Origin of the sequence: Tardiphaga sp. (assembly GCF_044336785.1) — a bacterium.
Taxonomy (GTDB): domain Bacteria; phylum Pseudomonadota; class Alphaproteobacteria; order Rhizobiales; family Xanthobacteraceae; genus Tardiphaga.
The window spans coordinates 1-15,431 of sequence record NZ_JBIIOT010000062.1 but is presented as its reverse complement, the minus strand read 5'-3'; the positions used below and the strand labels follow the sequence as shown (position 1 = coordinate 15,431).

14 protein-coding genes are annotated in these 15,431 nt (G+C 62.5%); 5 read left to right on the top strand and 9 right to left on the bottom strand.

Annotated features, from left to right (window positions below; all coding sequences use genetic code 11):
- Positions 1-120 precede the first annotated feature (120 nt).
- Positions 121-690, bottom strand: a complete 570-nt coding sequence (locus tag ACIQ2A_RS17420) for a L,D-transpeptidase (RefSeq protein ID WP_398481473.1) — start codon at positions 688-690, stop codon at positions 121-123.
- A 186-nt stretch (positions 691-876) separates the two neighbouring features.
- On the opposite strand from ACIQ2A_RS17420, the gene ACIQ2A_RS17415 reads away from it, so the two are divergent.
- A complete protein-coding gene (locus ACIQ2A_RS17415) occupies positions 877-1,563 on the top strand; it encodes a response regulator transcription factor (RefSeq protein ID WP_398481471.1) in 687 nt (228 codons plus the stop codon).
- Between the two features lie 84 nt (positions 1,564-1,647).
- Positions 1,648-2,088: a cyclic nucleotide-binding domain-containing protein gene (locus tag ACIQ2A_RS17410; RefSeq protein ID WP_398481469.1), complete on the top strand. Its 441-nt coding sequence runs from the start codon at positions 1,648-1,650 to the stop codon at positions 2,086-2,088.
- Between the two features lie 219 nt (positions 2,089-2,307).
- Here ACIQ2A_RS17410 and ACIQ2A_RS17405 read toward each other — a convergent pair whose 3' ends face one another.
- The 3 genes from ACIQ2A_RS17405 to ACIQ2A_RS17395 form a co-directional block, all read right to left on the bottom strand.
- Complete coding sequence (locus ACIQ2A_RS17405; RefSeq protein ID WP_398481467.1) at positions 2,308-3,123, bottom strand: exodeoxyribonuclease III; 816 nt, start codon at positions 3,121-3,123, stop codon at positions 2,308-2,310.
- 186 nt (positions 3,124-3,309) lie between these two features.
- Positions 3,310-4,953: a FecR domain-containing protein gene (locus tag ACIQ2A_RS17400; protein WP_398481464.1), complete on the bottom strand. Its 1,644-nt coding sequence runs from the start codon at positions 4,951-4,953 to the stop codon at positions 3,310-3,312.
- 9 nt (positions 4,954-4,962) lie between these two features.
- A complete protein-coding gene (locus tag ACIQ2A_RS17395) occupies positions 4,963-6,294 on the bottom strand; it encodes a tetratricopeptide repeat protein (protein WP_398481505.1) in 1,332 nt (443 codons plus the stop codon).
- A gap of 558 nt (positions 6,295-6,852) precedes the next feature.
- Between ACIQ2A_RS17395 and ACIQ2A_RS17390 the strand changes: the two genes are divergently transcribed.
- Positions 6,853-7,425 (top strand): NYN domain-containing protein, encoded by a 573-nt coding sequence (locus tag ACIQ2A_RS17390; RefSeq protein WP_398481462.1) that lies wholly within the window; start codon positions 6,853-6,855, stop codon positions 7,423-7,425.
- Positions 7,426-7,571: 146 nt separating this feature from the next.
- On the opposite strand, the gene ACIQ2A_RS17385 is transcribed toward ACIQ2A_RS17390, so the two are convergent.
- From ACIQ2A_RS17385 to ACIQ2A_RS17375, 3 genes are all read right to left on the bottom strand, one after another.
- On the bottom strand, positions 7,572-8,432 hold the full coding sequence (locus tag ACIQ2A_RS17385; protein WP_398481460.1) for an outer-membrane lipoprotein carrier protein LolA: 861 nt from the start codon (positions 8,430-8,432) through the stop codon (positions 7,572-7,574).
- Positions 8,433-8,631: 199 nt separating this feature from the next.
- Positions 8,632-11,124 (bottom strand): DNA translocase FtsK, encoded by a 2,493-nt coding sequence (locus tag ACIQ2A_RS17380; protein ID WP_398481458.1) that lies wholly within the window; start codon positions 11,122-11,124, stop codon positions 8,632-8,634.
- A 12-nt stretch (positions 11,125-11,136) separates the two neighbouring features.
- Positions 11,137-12,360, bottom strand: coding sequence for an aminotransferase class I/II-fold pyridoxal phosphate-dependent enzyme (locus ACIQ2A_RS17375; RefSeq protein ID WP_398481456.1), 1,224 nt, complete (start codon positions 12,358-12,360; stop codon positions 11,137-11,139).
- 166 nt (positions 12,361-12,526) lie between these two features.
- Between ACIQ2A_RS17375 and ACIQ2A_RS17370 the strand changes: the two genes are divergently transcribed.
- Both ACIQ2A_RS17370 and ACIQ2A_RS17365 read left to right on the top strand, forming a co-directional pair.
- Positions 12,527-12,766, top strand: coding sequence for an AbrB/MazE/SpoVT family DNA-binding domain-containing protein (locus ACIQ2A_RS17370; RefSeq protein WP_398481454.1), 240 nt, complete (start codon positions 12,527-12,529; stop codon positions 12,764-12,766).
- Between the two features lie 3 nt (positions 12,767-12,769).
- Positions 12,770-13,171, top strand: coding sequence for a type II toxin-antitoxin system VapC family toxin (locus ACIQ2A_RS17365; RefSeq protein ID WP_398481452.1), 402 nt, complete (start codon positions 12,770-12,772; stop codon positions 13,169-13,171).
- A gap of 125 nt (positions 13,172-13,296) precedes the next feature.
- Here the strand turns inward: ACIQ2A_RS17365 and ACIQ2A_RS17360 are convergent, their stop codons facing one another.
- Together ACIQ2A_RS17360 and ACIQ2A_RS17355 are read right to left on the bottom strand one after the other, a co-directional pair.
- Positions 13,297-14,736 carry an ammonium transporter gene (locus tag ACIQ2A_RS17360; RefSeq protein ID WP_398481450.1) on the bottom strand — a complete coding sequence of 480 codons (1,440 nt, stop codon included), beginning with the start codon at positions 14,734-14,736 and terminating at the stop codon, positions 13,297-13,299.
- An 82-nt stretch (positions 14,737-14,818) separates the two neighbouring features.
- Positions 14,819-15,157, bottom strand: coding sequence for a P-II family nitrogen regulator (locus ACIQ2A_RS17355; RefSeq protein WP_233023963.1), 339 nt, complete (start codon positions 15,155-15,157; stop codon positions 14,819-14,821).
- Positions 15,158-15,431: the final 274 nt, after the last annotated feature.

The window sequence follows — 15,431 nt, the reverse complement described above, 5'->3', positions numbered from 1 at the left end:
GAGGAGCGCGCTCTTGCGCGCGTCTCGAACCATGAGCTGGCGAGGCGCGGAGTCTGTGACCATCCTTCGAGACGCGGCCTGCGGCCGCTCCTCAGGATGAGGGCGGAGTTCAAATCGCGGTCACCCCACCACGATCTTCGTCTCCGTCCCGATCCGCGCCAGCAATCGCAGCATCGCGCCTTTCCGCATGGCGACGCATCCCGCCGTCGGTCCCCAGTTCTCCCGCGCCAGGTGCAGGAACACTGCACTCCCACGCCCCGCGATTCGCGGCCTCGTGTTCTGGTCGATCTCGATGATGAAATCATAGAGGTGATCCGCGCGCGCGAGGCGGTCGCCATCCACGCCGCGATCCAGCCGCACCGGCTGATTGTAATGCCGATCCTTGGGATCCTCGCACCAGCCATCCTGCGGCGTGATCAGCCTGATCGGCAGATGCGTCCGCGGCCGCGTGTGCCGGTCGCCGCGCCACCACAGCCGGATCGGGTGAAACACCCCCTGCGGCGTTGCGCCGTCGCCTTCGCGCTTGTTCGCCTTGATTCCGCCGCGGCCCAGCGCGACGGGTATGGTTGTGTGATCGAAGCTCAGCCAGCCGCGCTGCGGATTCCCCGCAGCCGCCCGCACAAGCACCCGCTTCACCGGCCGATCACGCAAGCTTGTTCGATAAGTACCTGAATTAACGACGTTTCCCATCAAATCCCGCCGCTTCGCCTTGGCTGTTTACCGCAAATGTTCTATTTCGCGCTGCAAAACCACATTCACTGAGAATGCTTGGTTTTTTGCGCTAGACTATGCGGATCGCGAAACCGTGATGATCTCCACCCCATCATCGCGTTTCCACACGTCGAAGCCGCAACAGCCGTCCAAAGGATTGTCGCAATGCCCAATGCCCGCAAGATCTTGATCGTGGATGACGACACTGATTTGCGCGAGGCGCTGGTCGAGCAGTTGTCGCTGCACGAGGAATTCGAGGCCTCGGCCGTCGACACCGGCGCCAAGGGCGCCACGGCTGCCAAAGCCAATTCTCCCGACCTTGTGCTGATGGATGTCGGCCTGCCCGACACCGATGGCCGCGAAGTCGTGCGCAGCCTGCGCAAGGGCGGCTTCAAGGCGCCGATCATCATGCTCACTGGCCATGACACCGATAGCGATACCATTCTCGGTCTGGAGTCTGGCGCGAACGACTATGTCGCAAAGCCGTTCCGCTTCGCCGTGCTGCTGGCGCGCATCCGCGCCCAGCTGCGCCAGCACGAAGCCTCTGAAGATGCCGTCTTCACCGTCGGTCCCTACAGCTTCCGTCCGGGCTCGAAGATGCTCACCGGCGCCAATGCCAAGAAGGTGCGGCTGACCGAGAAGGAAACCGCGATCCTGCGCTTCCTCTATCGCGCCGGCCAGCTCGCGGTGTCGCGCGAGACGCTGCTGCAGGAAGTCTGGGGCTACAATTCCGGTGTCACCACCCACACGCTGGAAACGCACATCTACCGGCTGCGCCAGAAGATCGAGAAGGACGCGGCCAATCCCGAAATCCTGGTGACGGAAGCCGGTGGCTACAAGTTGGTGCCGTGATACGAATAGTGGACCGATTCGCCTGTAGCTCCCTGTTGTGTGTTGCGCGTCCGGTCCACGCGGTTTTGCGGTTCGATTTTCTCCATGTCGATTGAAGATGACGTCTCATTGCTCGAGCGCGTCCCGACATTTCGCTTGCTCGGGCGCGATGCCTTGCGCGTGATCGCCATCGGCTCCGAGCAGCAGGAATTCTCCCGCGGCTCCTATCTGTTTCGCGAGGATGAGCAGGCCGATTGCGGCTATGTGGTGCAGAACGGCGCGTTCCGCGTCACCGTCGGTGACGATCACGAAGTGATGGCCGAGCGCGGCACGCTGATCGGCGAACTATCCCTGCTGGTTGCGATGCCGCGCCGCTCGACGGCGGTGGCGGCTGAATATTCCAGCGTGATCCGCATCACGCGCAGCCTGTTCCAGCGCGTGCTGGACAGCGACCCCGATGCGGCGCTGCGCTTGCGCAACGACATGGCGGCGCGGATGAACGATCTCGCCAGCGATTTCGCGCAGGTCCGGGCGAAGCTGGGCTAGCTCCTCTTAACCTCTCCCCGTTCTTTACGGGGAGAGGTCGCCGCGTCTTCGCCGCGGGTGAGGGGCATGGCACACGCTCACCATCTGCTCTGCACTCACGGATCGTATAGTTCGTCGCTTCGATAGATATCTGACGTGGCTGGCCGCGTGCCATGCCCCTCATCCGGTCACGCTACGCGCGGCCACCTTCTCCCCGCGCAGAGCGGGGAGAAGGAAAAACTACACATCCAGCACCACCGTCACCGGCACATGGTCCGACGGCCGTTCCCAGCCACGCGCATCACGCAGCACCTGATAGTCCTGCACCGCATTCTTTAGCGCGCTCGATACCCAGATGTGATCCAGCCGGCGGCCGCGATTCGACGCCGCCCAGTCCGCGGCGCGATAGCTCCACCAGGTATAGATCTTCTCCGAGAGCGGAATGCGCTCGCGCGCCACGTCGATCCAGTTGCCCTCGCTCTGCACCGCCAGCAGCTTCTCGCATTCGATCGGCGTATGCGAGACGATCTTCAGCATCTGCTTGTGCGACCACACATCGTTCTCATGCGGCGCCACATTGAGATCGCCGACAAGAATGTGTCTGGCATCGCCGCGCGGATGCAGTCCGTCACAGCTTTTCATCTCGTCGAGAAAGGAGAGCTTGTGCGCAAATTTCGGATTGGCTTCGGGATCGGGAATATCGCCGCCCGCCGGCACATAGAAATCATGCACGATCAGCGGCGCGGACAATCCCGCCTGCGCGCCAAAGGCCACCGAGATATGGCGCGAATCCAGCTTGTCGCAGAACACGCGGATGTCGGTGGTCTCGAATGGCAGCTTCGAGACGATGGCGACGCCGTGATAGCCCTTCTGCCCGTTCAGCGCGATGTGGTTGTAGCCGAGCTGCTTCAGCCGCTTCAGCGGAAACGCATCGTCGGGGCACTTCGTCTCCTGCAGGCACAGCACGTCGGGCTGCACCGCTTGCAGGAAGTCGGCGACGAGCTCGATACGCAGGCGGACGGAATTGATATTCCAGGTGGTGAGGGTCAGGCGCATGGGGATGGATTGGGCTCCGCTTCCCCTCTCCCCTTGTGGGAGAGGGTGGATGCGCGCCGCAGGCGCGCAGACGGGTGAGGGGTAGCCACAAGCTTCGAGCCCAGTCACCCCTCATCCGGCACCGACTGCGTCGGCGCCACCTTCTCCCACAAGGGGAGAAGGGAAGAAAGCCGGAATACACCGCCCCTACCGCCTGATCGCCGCGGCAAAGCTGCCGCCGCCGACATAGTTGGTGCCGGTAATCATCACCGTGCCACCCATTTCGCCGACCGGGCTGGTGGCCCCGCGCACAAAGCCACCCACGATGGACATATTCCGGTCGCCGACGTCGCCCGCGGCACTGCCGACGAAGGCGACCGTGCCATTCTGCAGCGCAACGGTGCCGTGATAATTCGTGCTGTCCAGCCCGTTGACCGCGACATTTCCGGTGCGCGCGCCAAAGTCGACGGTGTTGGTGAAATTGCCGACGGCTTGCCGCGGGTCGCCATTCGTGGTGCCGACATTGGCGATGACGTGGCCGACATAGCTGGCCGTCCCGGTGGTCGGCATGTCGGTGGCCAGCGCAGGCTGCCCCGCCACCCAGGTGCCGAAGATGCCGAGATTGGGATCCGGCGTCTTCACGCTCCAGAACCCCCAGCGCGTATATTCGCACTGGCAGACGGTCAGGTTCGGCTGGCCGAGACTGGCGCCCAGTTGCCGGGTGCTGGCTGGCGAGAGGTTGGTGATCTCGCCGCTGAAGCCGCTCGGCAGCCCGTCCTTCTTCAGTTGCGCGCTGAAAGTGTTGTAGTCCGTATAGCTGCTCGGCGTCGGGTCCGATGGATTCAGCGATCCGTATTGAACGATCTGATCGCTGTTGCCGGTGCCGTAGGTGGCGCCGAAATTGGCCTGGATGCGATTGGCAATGGCGTCGAGCATCACCACCGCGCCACCGATGATCGACGAATTGTAGGACTGCCCGTTATTGGAGCCGGAGACATACTGGTCACGCACCACGCCGCCGGCGAGGCCCACCAGCACCGTCGTCGGCCGCCCCTCCGTGCCCGACGCCTCCACCGCCCGCGATTGCGCCGAGGTCTGGATCGTCTGATCGAGCGTCTGCGCCACATTGCCGATGCGCGTGATGGTCGGCGCCGGCGTCGTGGTCGCCTGACCAGCCACGCCGCCATTCGATCCTGTCGCCCTCCGCTCCGCCGCAGCAACATTGCGCGGCGAGGCATGGCCCGCCGCCACGCCGCCGCTCTGGCCGCCGGCACTCTGGAAGAACTGCAGCTGCGAGGCGACGTAATTCGGCGGCGGCGGGCCGGGCGGCAGCGGCGGCGCGCCGCCGCCGGGCGTGCGCGTGAATTCGCCGGCGCCAAGCGACACCGTGCCGCCGCGCGATGTCACCGTCGATGAGCCATAGCCCATATACACATTGGGCCCGTTCAGCAGCACCACGCCACCGCGAATGCCGATGGTGGCCGATGACGTCTTGATCTCGGCATTGCCGGCATGGCTGATCAGCCCGCCGACAAAGCGCAGCGCGCCGCGGCCAAGCGTCGCCGCGAGCTTGCCTTCGCCGGATTTCGGATCGAACACATATTCGTCGATGGTGAGATCGCTGTTCGGCCCCACGGTCATCGAGGTCTTGTCCACGAACAGCACCTGCACCGAGCCGCTCTCGGTGGTCCGGATGCGCTCCATATGGCTGATGGACGAGCCGATGGTGATGGTGCGCGTATTGATGGTGGCCGCCGGATTGACGGCGGAGGCGGTGCCGACCTGCTGCGCATGCGCGGCCGTTATGAGAGAGGCCGTCGTCGCGAGTGCGAGAGTTGCAAGACGCATCATCGGGCCACCTCAGAAACGAACCGTCGGGCCGAAGCCGACGGCAAAATTGCTGGTGCGATAGTTGGGCAGGCTGGACTCGATCTTCGAATACTGGATCTGCGTGCGTACGCCGACATTGTCGTAGATCTGCGCATCGAAGATCGCGCCATAGCGCTGTTCGCTGTCATTGCGCAGCGTGACGGGATCGATGATCGCATTCGGCGCGGCGTAATTGGCCCAGCTGAAGCCGAGCGTCGGCGCGATGGTGAACTGATGCGGCTTGCCCAAAATCGGCAGCACGAAATCATAGGGAAAAGCGAAGTCGATCGAATAGCGCTTGTAGCTGTTATAGGCGAAGATCGCCTGGTTCTCGTCATAGCCGATGCGCATCACGCCGCGCATGGTGGTGGTCAGGCGCAGGTCGGTGATCACGCCGGATGAAAGGAAGTCGCCGGTCTGCTCCGCAGCGGTGGGGAAATTCAGCGAATTGAAGAAGGCGCGATGGCGCCCTTCCACAAAGCCTTCGATGAAGCCGAGTTCGCCGATGGCGTGGCGCGCCGAGACGCCGCCGCCGGCGGCGTTGAAGTAATTGGCATCGCCCAGCCACACCATGTCGCCGATGCCATAGACCTTGAACGAGGCATTCTGCCCGACGGCAATGCGCGGGCCGGCCACCACTTCGATCAGGCCGAGATTGAACTGGCTGAGCCGGAATTGCTGTGTGCCGAGTGCCAGAATGCTGGCTTCCATCACATCGCCGCGGGTGTTCAGTTTGTAGCCGACGCTGGCGGCTGCGGTCTGGAAGGCATTCCAGTCCGGCCGCTTGCCGAAGGCGCTGTCGAGGATGGCGTCCTGGCCGAGTGCCCGCACCAGCAGGTCGTTGGGGCCGACATTGGCATTGGTCTGATAGCGCAGGCCGGTCTGGACGAAGGCGCTATAGTCCCAGGCCGACATCCGGCGGTCGATCTGCGCCAGATAGGCATTCACTTGGCCGCGGATGTCATCGGGCACCGGGCCCTTGATCGCATCGAGGAAATAGCTGCGCGCCAGCTCATAGGAGCCGAGCTTCAGATACAGCACGCCGAGTTCGAGTTTGACGCGCGGCAGGTTGGGATTGAAGAACAGCATGCGCTCGAGCGCGCCGATCGCCGCCTCATAGTCGCTGCGGGCGACGGCCTGTTCGGCAAATTTGAAGCTGACGTCGAGATCCGCCGGGCTCTGATACATCTGCTTGAACAGGGCGTCGTAATCGAATTGGGTGACCTGCGGAGTCGAGATCGCCTGCAGCAGTGTCTGCTGCGCATGAGCGATGGAGGCGCTCGCGCTCCACAAAAAGGCGGCGCTCGCAAGCGCGCGGCCCATGGTTCTGATCGATAATAAACGCGTCACGCCCGACCCCGGATCTGATTTGCGAGAGCCGCGCGTCACGATCGGAAAAGTGCGCGTTCCCCAGTCCTGCTGGCGATCAGTTTATCGGGGGGAGACAGGAAGTGAGAGGATTCCAGCGAACAATCGGAAATTGTGCAGGCGTGCAGCAATTCGGTAACATTGCGCGATCGGCAACTCAGCCGACAGGGCCTCAGCTCACCCCTCATCCTGAGGAGCCGCGTAGCGGCGTCTCGAAGGATGGCAGCAAGCTCGAGCCAGGCCAGCTCATGGTTCGAGACGCGCACCAAGCGGTGCGCTCCTCACCATGAGGGGCGGGAGTGGCGCAGAAAGTCGAAGCGAAGCGCGCCTCTTAACCTCTCCCCGCAGCTCGCAGGACAGATGAGCCCCAGGCATCATCTGGCGTCCTGGCATCGAATAAATTCGATTGACAATGTTGCTCGAATTACGCCTACTGGTTGCATATCCGCTACGCCCGTAGGCGGGCATGTATCAAAACCCCCACGGCTAAACCCGTGGGGGTTTTATTTGAAAGTGGCCGTTCTGATCGATGGTGGCCATTTGCGGGTGCAGGCCAAACTGGCCAAGCACAAGTACAATCCTGCTTTGATTGAGAAGGTTGCTCACGGGTGCGTGCATGAGCGCGAAAGCCTGCTGAGAATTCTCTACTACGACTGCCCGCCATTTAACGGAGAGGTTCGGTTGCCCGTTTCCGGCGCCCGGACCATGTTTGCGGGCTCTGACAGGTGGATGCGTGAATTGGCGGCAAAGGATCTGTTCGCGGTCCGGCAGGGTGTTTTGAAATTCCGCGGGTTCAAGCCCAAGAAAATTCCCGTCGCGGATCGCGATCTCAAGGACGAGGATTTTGTGCCCGACTTCGAGCAAAAGGGGGTCGATATGCGGATCGGCCTGGATATGGCGAATTTTGCCGCGGACAGAACGGTTGATCGCATCATCCTCATCACCGGCGATACCGACTGCGTCCCGGCGATGAAGAGTTGTCGAATTCGTGGCTTACAGATCGTTCTGGCGGCGATGCCGGATCACAAACCTGCGCCGGAATTGCTTTGGCATTCCGATTTTGAACGAGCTGTCGGTTGGCCCTAGAGTACTTTGGATCGTAGTCGTAGGGCGGATGAGGCGACTTGTCCGCCATAGCTCGAAGAGCGACGGCGGAAGCCGTCATCCGCCGGCCGAGTGCATGTGACGAAGAACGGCGGATGATGCTTTGCTTATCCGCCCTACGGCCGGAGCTAATTCGCCCCGCCGCCCGGATAACGCGCGAAATCGATCTTGAACAAGCCCGGATCCGGCTTCTTCACTGTATCGAGATTGTAGATCGCCACCGTGGTGTCGTAGCCCTGCGGGTCCGTGATGGTCCACTGCTTGAGCTGGCCGTCCTTGGTGCCGATCATCAGCATCAGGCGCGAGGTGCCGACCACGGCATTGCGTTCCTCGATGATCACCGAGGTGTAGAGCTCGTCCGACGTCACCGCGACGACATTGGTGTCCTTCATCAGATCGATGCGATCCGAGAGCAGGTAGCGCAGCGGCGTCTGTGACAGCGGGTAGATATCCTGCGTCGCCAGCTTGGTGTCGCGCACCGCCAGCGACTGGCCGTCGGAGACCATGGCGATCGGCGTCGGCGCGTCATATTCGAAGCGCACCTTGCCGGGCTTCTGGATGTAGAAGTCGCCGGTGGTCTTGCTGCCGTCCGGGCCGACCTGAACGAAGTTGCCGCTCAGATTGCTGAGATTGGACAGATAGGCGCTGACCTTGGCGGCCGATGCCTTCTGGTTGGCATCGAACGTCATGAAAATGCTGGCCGGCACATTGCGGCGGGGATCAGGGATCACCGGCTCCGGCGGCTTGGTCTGCCGCGGCGCCTGGGCCTGCTGCACCGGTGTGATGGTGGCCGGCGGCCGGATCGGCTGCGGTTCGGACGCGGCCACCTGAAACGCGACATTGCGTGCCTTCGGCGCCGGGCGCGGCAACGGCGTCGTCTGTGCCTGTGCGGCGGACATCATGATGCCGACAGCAAAAGTCGCAGCAAGGCCGGCGGCGCTGGCGCGCAGGAGGGCCGGATGTGCGGCGTAGTCGGTGTCGCGTTTCATCAAAACGTCGTCCTGCTCGGCGATGCCATCGGCAGCGCATTCTAGCGCGCTTTGCGTCTGGGTTGATATCGGGTTTGCGCTTGGGTTGAGGATCCCCTGCGCGTCCGGTGCGACGTCTGCCGCATGCGCTGGCCGTAGCCCTGCGCTGTGGCGATTTCGCGACCCGGCCGCCTGTTTGTTCCTCGATACCGTCACGCGCTCAATAACCGCTCTCTTCTTCCGCAATCAGAATTTCGCGCTTGCCGGCATGGTTGGGCTGGCCCACCACGCCTTCGTTTTCCATCCGCTCGATTAATGACGCCGCGCGGTTGTAGCCGATCTGCAAACGGCGCTGGATATAGCTGGTCGAGGCCTTGCGATCGCGTTTCACGATCGCGACAGCCTGCTGATACAGATCGCCACCACCGCCATCGGCGCCCATGCCGGTCTGGTCGAACACCGCGCCGTCTTCGCCTTCTTCCGGCTCCTCGGCCGTGACCGCCTCGAGATATTCCGGCTCGCCCTGGGTCTTCAGATGGCGCACCACCTTCTCGACTTCCTCGTCCGACACGAACGGCCCGTGCACGCGCGAGATGCGGCCGCCGCCGGCCATGTACAGCATGTCGCCGCGGCCGAGCAGCTGTTCGGCGCCCATTTCGCCCAGGATGGTGCGGCTGTCGATCTTCGAGGTCACCTGGAAGGAGATGCGCGTCGGGAAGTTCGCCTTGATGGTGCCGGTGATGACGTCCACCGACGGACGCTGGGTTGCGAGCACGACGTGCAGACCGGCGGCGCGCGCCATCTGCGCGAGGCGCTGCACCAGGCCCTCGATGTCCTTGCCGGCGACCATCATCAGGTCGGCCATTTCATCGACGATGATGACGATATAGGGCAGCGGCGAGAGATCGAGCTTCTCTTCCTCGTAGATCGCCTTGCCGGTCTCCTTGTCGAAGCCGGTGTGAACCGTGCGGGTGAGCTCCTCGCCCTTCTTGCCGGCCTCGACCAGGCGCGCATTGTAGCCGTCGATATTGCGGACGCCGAGCTTGGCCATGCGCTTGTAGCGCTCTTCCATCTCGCGCACCGCCCATTTCAGCGCGACCACGGCCTTCTTCGGATCGGTCACGACCGGCGTCAGCAGATGGGGGATGCCGTCATAGACGGACAGTTCGAGCATTTTCGGATCGACCATGATCAGGCGGCACTGATCGGGCCGCAGCCTGTAGACGAGGCTGAGGATCATGGTGTTGATGGCCACCGACTTACCCGAACCGGTGGTACCGGCGATCAGCATATGCGGCGTGCGGGCGAGATCGATGATGATCGAGTCGCCGCCGATATTCTTGCCGAGGCAGAGCGGCAGCCGGATGCCCTCGTTGGTGTCCTGCACGGTGAGCAGTTCGCGCAGGTAGACGTTTTCGCGATGCTGGTTCGGCAATTCGATGCCGATGGCATTGCGGCCGGGCACCACGGCGACGCGTGCCGACAGCGCGCTCATCGAGCGCGCGATATCGTCGGCGAGGCCGATCACGCGCGACGACTTGATGCCCGGTGCGGGTTCGAGTTCGTAGAGCGTGACGACGGGGCCGGGATTGGCTTTGACGATTTCGCCGCGCACGCCAAAATCCTGCAGCACGCCTTCCAGCGCGCGTGAATTGGCTTCGAGTTCAGCCTTGCTGAGCGGCTTGCGATCGGCGGCCTTCGGCGCGGTGAGCATGCCGACGGAGGGCAGTTCGAACTTGCCACTGTTGTTCTTGCGGACCGGCTCCTTGGCGGAAGATTTCTTGCGCGCCTTGGGCGCGGGCTCTTCCTCGATCTCTTCTTCCTCTTCTTCGTATTCCTCTTCTTCTTCCTCGTGCTCGTCGTCCTCGTGCTCATCATGCGGCGCAATCGGCGGGCTCGCGCGTCGGCCGCCGAGATTCGGCTCCTGGCGCTCGAACGCAGCCGCACGCGGCTCGCTGCCGGAGGTGACGAATTTGGAATAGAGGAAGGACAGCACGCGGCCGATGCGTGCCTTGGTGCTCATCACGCCGTGGAAGAACCAGCCGAGCGAGACAGCGAAGGAGCGACGCTCCTTCTCGTCATCGACGTCCTCGAACGGCTCGTCATCGATGTCCTCGATTTCAGGGAAGTCCTCCTTCGCCTTGGCGCCATATCCGCAGGCGAAGATAAACGTCACCGCCATCAGCGCGCAGAAGATGGAGCCGAGCACGAAGCGATAGATGAAGCCGACGGGACCGAACACGACGGCCGGCGCACGAAACAGCGCATCGCCGACCACACCGCCGACACCGGTCGGCAGTGGCCACGAGCCGCCATGCTGCCAGCAGCTCGCAAAGCCTGAAGCGAACACGGTGCAGAGCAGCCAGCAGGTGAGGCGCAGTGCTTCGCGATCGAAATGCCGATGCGTCATCATCCGCCAGCCCCAGACGGCGACGGTGAGGATCATCATGATGGCGCCGAGGCCGAGGATCTGCATCAACAGATCCGCGCCGATCGCGCCGGGATAGCCGACGATGTTGCGGATCGCCCGCGAGGTCGCATGCGACAGGCTCGGGTCCTGCACCGACCAGGTCATCATCGCTGCCGCGGCAACGCCTGCGATGCCGATCAAGGCAAAGCCCATGAGTTCGCGCAGCCGCCGGCCAAGGGCCTCGCGCAGCGAGGCCGGGAGGTGGCCGACCAGAGGAATGACGCGTTCGATCGTGGTGCTCATGCTGGCCTTCGATCAGCCGAGAATCTTGACGAGGCGATGCAGCGCCTCGGCGGTGGTATCACTGTCCTGAACCATGGCGATCCGGATGTAACCGGCGCCGGGATTGCTGCCGTCGGGCTGGGTCCGGGCGAGGTAACTGCCGGGGACGACGCGGACGCCGCCGTCTCTGTAAAGCCGTATTGTCGCCTCTTCGTCGCCACCGGATTTCGTGACATCCAGCCACAAACAGAAGCCGCCGGCGGGTCTCTTGTAGCCGTAGCGCGAGCCCAGAATCTGGTCTGCGAGATCGAATTTCAGCCCGTAAAGCCTGCGGTTTTCCTCCACGTGGCTCTCGTCGCTGTAAGCGGCAACCGCCACCTGTTGCAGGGGCACCGGCACTTGCGGTGCGGCCACGTTCCGCAACTCATGGAAAGCGCTGAGGAATTTCTTGTCGCCCGCAACGAAGCCAACGCGCATGCCGGGCAGGTTGGAGCGCTTCGACAGCGACTGGAAGGCGACGACGTTCTGAAAATCCGGCCCGGCCTGCGCCAGCATGCTGCCCGGCGCGTCGCGGGTGTAGATCTCCGAATAGCATTCGTCGCTGAGAACAATGAAGCCGTACTTCAGGCTAAGCGCATGAAGTTGCTTGAAATATTCGGGCGTTGCGACGGCGCCTTGCGGGTTCGCAGGCGACGCAATGTAGATCGCCACGGTTCGCCGCAAGGTGGATTCATCAATGGCATCAAGGTTTGGCAGAAAGCCATTTTCGACCGTGGTGGGGAGGAAAATCGCCTCGCACCCCGCCGCCCGCGCCCCGGCGCCATAGGCGGGGTAGAACGGATTCGGCAACAAAATCGCGGGCTTACCCTCGCGCGGCCCGACATAACGGGCCGCTGCAATGCCGGCGAAGAACAAGCCCTCGCGGCTGCCATTTAGCACCAGAACTTCGCTCTCCGGATCCACCTCGCGCATCAAGCTAAATCGCTTAGTGATCCAGCGAGCGGCCGCCTTGCGAAACGCCTCCGTCCCCTTGGCGATCGGATAGCGCCCGAAGTCATTGATGTGCTTCGCCAAAATCGGTCCGACAAAATCCGGCACCGGATGCTGCGGCTCGCCCAGCGACAGCGTGATCAGCGGCAAACCCGGCTGATACGGCGTCAGCAATTCCGTCAGCCGCGCAAATGGCGAGCGCTCGCCATCGGGCCCCGCGGAGGTCCGGGAAGCACCATGCAGCTGCGAGGAATTGGTGGAAACCATCGGAAAAACGCCCGTACTTTCAACGCCGCCGACCGCCCCATGAGATCGGCAGAAATGGGATCAGACCACCATAGATACGGCGAGGTTAAGGCCCGATTAACCATGGACAAGTCAGCCTCGGACCATAGATGATCGGCCACTCCACGGACGTATGACGGAGGTGGATATGACGACAAGTAAAGTCGCTGACGATGGACAAGTCACTATTCCGAAGCTGGTGCTCGACACCGCCGGCCTCGTGCCGGGCAGCGAAGTAGCATTTCGAAATGCAACTGATGGAAGCGTGGTGATTGAAAGGGTCAGCGAGGCAAAGCCTCTTGATCCCGATCGGTTTGAGAAAGTGCGCGGCATTGCCGGGCGCGGCCCATCGACGGATGAAATCATGGCCGAGTTACGCGGAGACTGATCCGTGACCCTGGTCGATGCGAATGTACTAATCGACCTCTTTATCGACGATCCCGTTTGGTCTGACTGGTCTCTGTCGCAATTGCGAGAGCATTTTGCGCGCGGTCCGCTGATTATCAACGACGTGATCTACGCCGAATGCTCGACGCGCTTTCACAGTGTTGGAGACTACGAAGCCGCGCTCACAACGCTTGGTGTCATTGTGCAGGCGACACCACGCACTGCGCTGTTTGCTGCTGGCAAAGCCTATCGTCGATATCGCCGCTCTGGCGGTGTGCGGACCGGCGTACTGTCAGATTTCTTCATCGGTGCGCATGCAGAGATCAAGGGCATTCCTCTGCTCACGCGAGACACTCAGCGCTATCGCACTTATTTCCCTTCGGTCAGGCTGATCACCCCGAACTAACACCCCCAAAAAGTGAAGGGCCCCAGCTTGCGCTGGAGCCCTTCGACGATCGGGACATTGCCGGGTATTGCCCCAATCGATCCCTGAAACCAAAACTCCGGCGCCTGAGCGCCGGAGTGAGGCGCTTACATGTTGTAGGCGCGTTCGGTGTGCTCGGTGACGTCGAGGCCTTCGCGCTCGACTTCGACCGTGACGCGGAGACCGACGATCACATCGACAACCTTGAACAGAATCGCCGAACCGATGCCGGAGAACACCAGCGTCAGCAGCACGGCCTTACACTGGGCGAGGACCTGGGTGACCATGTCGTAGTCGCCGATCTTGCCGGCCACATAGTCCATCACGCCGGTGCCGCCGAGGGCCGGGTTGACCAGGATGCCGGTGCCGATCGCGCCGATGATGCCGCCGACGCAGTGGACGCCGAACACATCGAGCGAGTCGTCATAGCCGAGCGAGTTCTTGATGGTGGTGCAGAAGAACAGGCAGATGACGCCGGCAACAAGGCCGAGCACCAGGGCGCCCATCGGGCCGGAGAAGCCAGCGGCCGGGGTGACGGCAACGAGGCCGGCAACCGCGCCCGAAGCTGCACCCAGCAGCGAGGGGTGACCCTTGGTCAGCCATTCCGCGAACATCCAAGCCATGGCCGCCGCAGCGGTGGCGAGGAAGGTGTTGACCATCGCGAGGCCAGCGCCGCCCGAAGCTTCGAGGTTCGAGCCGACGTTGAAGCCGAACCAGCCGACCCAGAGCAGCGAGGCGCCGATCATGGTCATGGTCAGCGAGTGCGGAGCCATCAGCTCCTTGCCGTAGCCGGTGCGCTTGCCGATGATCAGGCAGCCCACGAGGCCCGCGATACCGGCATTGATGTGCACCACGGTGCCGCCGGCGAAGTCGAGCGCGCCCCAGAGGAAGATCTGGCCGCCATCGGCCATGACGCCATCAAGCTTGGCCTGCGCGGCAGCCTTCGCATCAGGAGCGGCGGCAGCGAGTTCCTTGGCAGCGGCAACGATCGCGTCCGGACCGGCCCAGTACCAAACCATGTGGGCCATCGGGAAATAGATCAGCGTGACCCAGAGCGGCACGAACAGGGCGACGGCTGCGAATTTGGTGCGTTCTGCGAAAGCGCCGACGATCAGCGACGGAGTGATCGCTGCGAAGGTCATCTGGAAGCAGAAATAGACCATTTCCTGCACGGCGACGTCAGCCGAGAAGGTGCCCGCCATCGATTCCGGCGTGATGCCGGCCATGAAGGCCTTCGAGAAGCCGCCGATATAAGCGGAGCCACCGGTGAAGGTGATGCTGTAGCCGTAAACGGCCCAGATGATCATGACGATACAGACGGTGTAGAGGATCTGCATCAGCACCGAGAGCATGTTTTTGGAGCGGACGAGACCGCCATAGAACAGGGCCAGGCCGGGAATGGTCATCAGCAGCACGAGGACCGTCGAGGTCATCACCCAGGCGTTGTCGCCCTTGTTGATGGTCGGATCGGCGTAAGCCGCGGTTGCGGCAAACAGGCCGACGGCAAGTGCCGCCAATCCCGCGCCAGATGGACGCTTGAACGTCATGTGTTTGACTCCTGAGTAAAGAAAACGAGGTGAGCGTTGAAAGAGGATGCTGGTCTGAATCGATTGGCCGAGATGCTGGCGCTTACAGCGCTGCGGCGTCGGCCTCGCCGGTGCGGATACGAACGGCGTGTTCGAGGCTGATCACGAAGATCTTGCCGTCACCGATCTGGCCGGTCTTGGCGGCTGCAGAGATCGCGTCGATGGTCTTGTCCACCTGGTCGGAGGCGACCGCGACTTCGATCTTGATCTTCGGCAGGAAGCTCACCGCATATTCCGCGCCGCGATAGATTTCCGTATGGCCCTTCTGGCGGCCGTAGCCTTTGACTTCCGTCACCGTCAAACCGTGAACGCCAATGGCGGTCAGGGCATCACGGACTTCCTCAAGCTTGAACGGCTTGATGATCGCCATAACAATTTTCATGGGTCCTATCCCCGCTAGGCCCGACGATCTGTCGGGCGATCTTGACTGAGGTTCCCACGCGGAGAAATTCACAACGCGGTCGCAGCCTGATCCCTGTAGAATCAAATGCCGTGCCAACCGGGCCGAGACCGCTAACGGTTTATGAATCCCGCGCTTTTCACGCTTTAGGCAGACCGACTCAAACTGCGCCATTCGGTCGCGCTTAAAGTCTAGTCAGTTCTGCCTAAAACAAAAGCATGACAGGGTATCGACAAAATCCTGCTTAGCGGCGAGG

Bases quoted from the DNA above. Each gene is read 5' to 3' on its own strand.
- ACIQ2A_RS17420 (WP_398481473.1), bottom strand. From the start codon at position 690: ATGGGAAACGTCGTTAATTCAGGTACTTATCGAACAAGCTTGCGTGAT.
- ACIQ2A_RS17415 (WP_398481471.1), top strand. From the start codon at position 877: ATGCCCAATGCCCGCAAGATCTTGATCGTGGATGACGACACTGATTTG.
- ACIQ2A_RS17410 (WP_398481469.1), top strand. From the start codon at position 1,648: ATGTCGATTGAAGATGACGTCTCATTGCTCGAGCGCGTCCCGACATTT.
- ACIQ2A_RS17405 (WP_398481467.1), bottom strand. From the start codon at position 3,123: ATGCGCCTGACCCTCACCACCTGGAATATCAATTCCGTCCGCCTGCGT.
- ACIQ2A_RS17400 (WP_398481464.1), bottom strand. From the start codon at position 4,953: ATGATGCGTCTTGCAACTCTCGCACTCGCGACGACGGCCTCTCTCATA.
- ACIQ2A_RS17395 (WP_398481505.1), bottom strand. From the start codon at position 6,294: ATGGGCCGCGCGCTTGCGAGCGCCGCCTTTTTGTGGAGCGCGAGCGCC.
- ACIQ2A_RS17385 (WP_398481460.1), bottom strand. From the start codon at position 8,432: ATGAAACGCGACACCGACTACGCCGCACATCCGGCCCTCCTGCGCGCC.
- ACIQ2A_RS17380 (WP_398481458.1), bottom strand. From the start codon at position 11,124: ATGAGCACCACGATCGAACGCGTCATTCCTCTGGTCGGCCACCTCCCG.
- ACIQ2A_RS17375 (WP_398481456.1), bottom strand. From the start codon at position 12,360: ATGGTTTCCACCAATTCCTCGCAGCTGCATGGTGCTTCCCGGACCTCC.
- ACIQ2A_RS17370 (WP_398481454.1), top strand. From the start codon at position 12,527: ATGACGACAAGTAAAGTCGCTGACGATGGACAAGTCACTATTCCGAAG.
- ACIQ2A_RS17360 (WP_398481450.1), bottom strand. From the start codon at position 14,736: ATGACGTTCAAGCGTCCATCTGGCGCGGGATTGGCGGCACTTGCCGTC.
- ACIQ2A_RS17355 (WP_233023963.1), bottom strand. From the start codon at position 15,157: ATGAAAATTGTTATGGCGATCATCAAGCCGTTCAAGCTTGAGGAAGTC.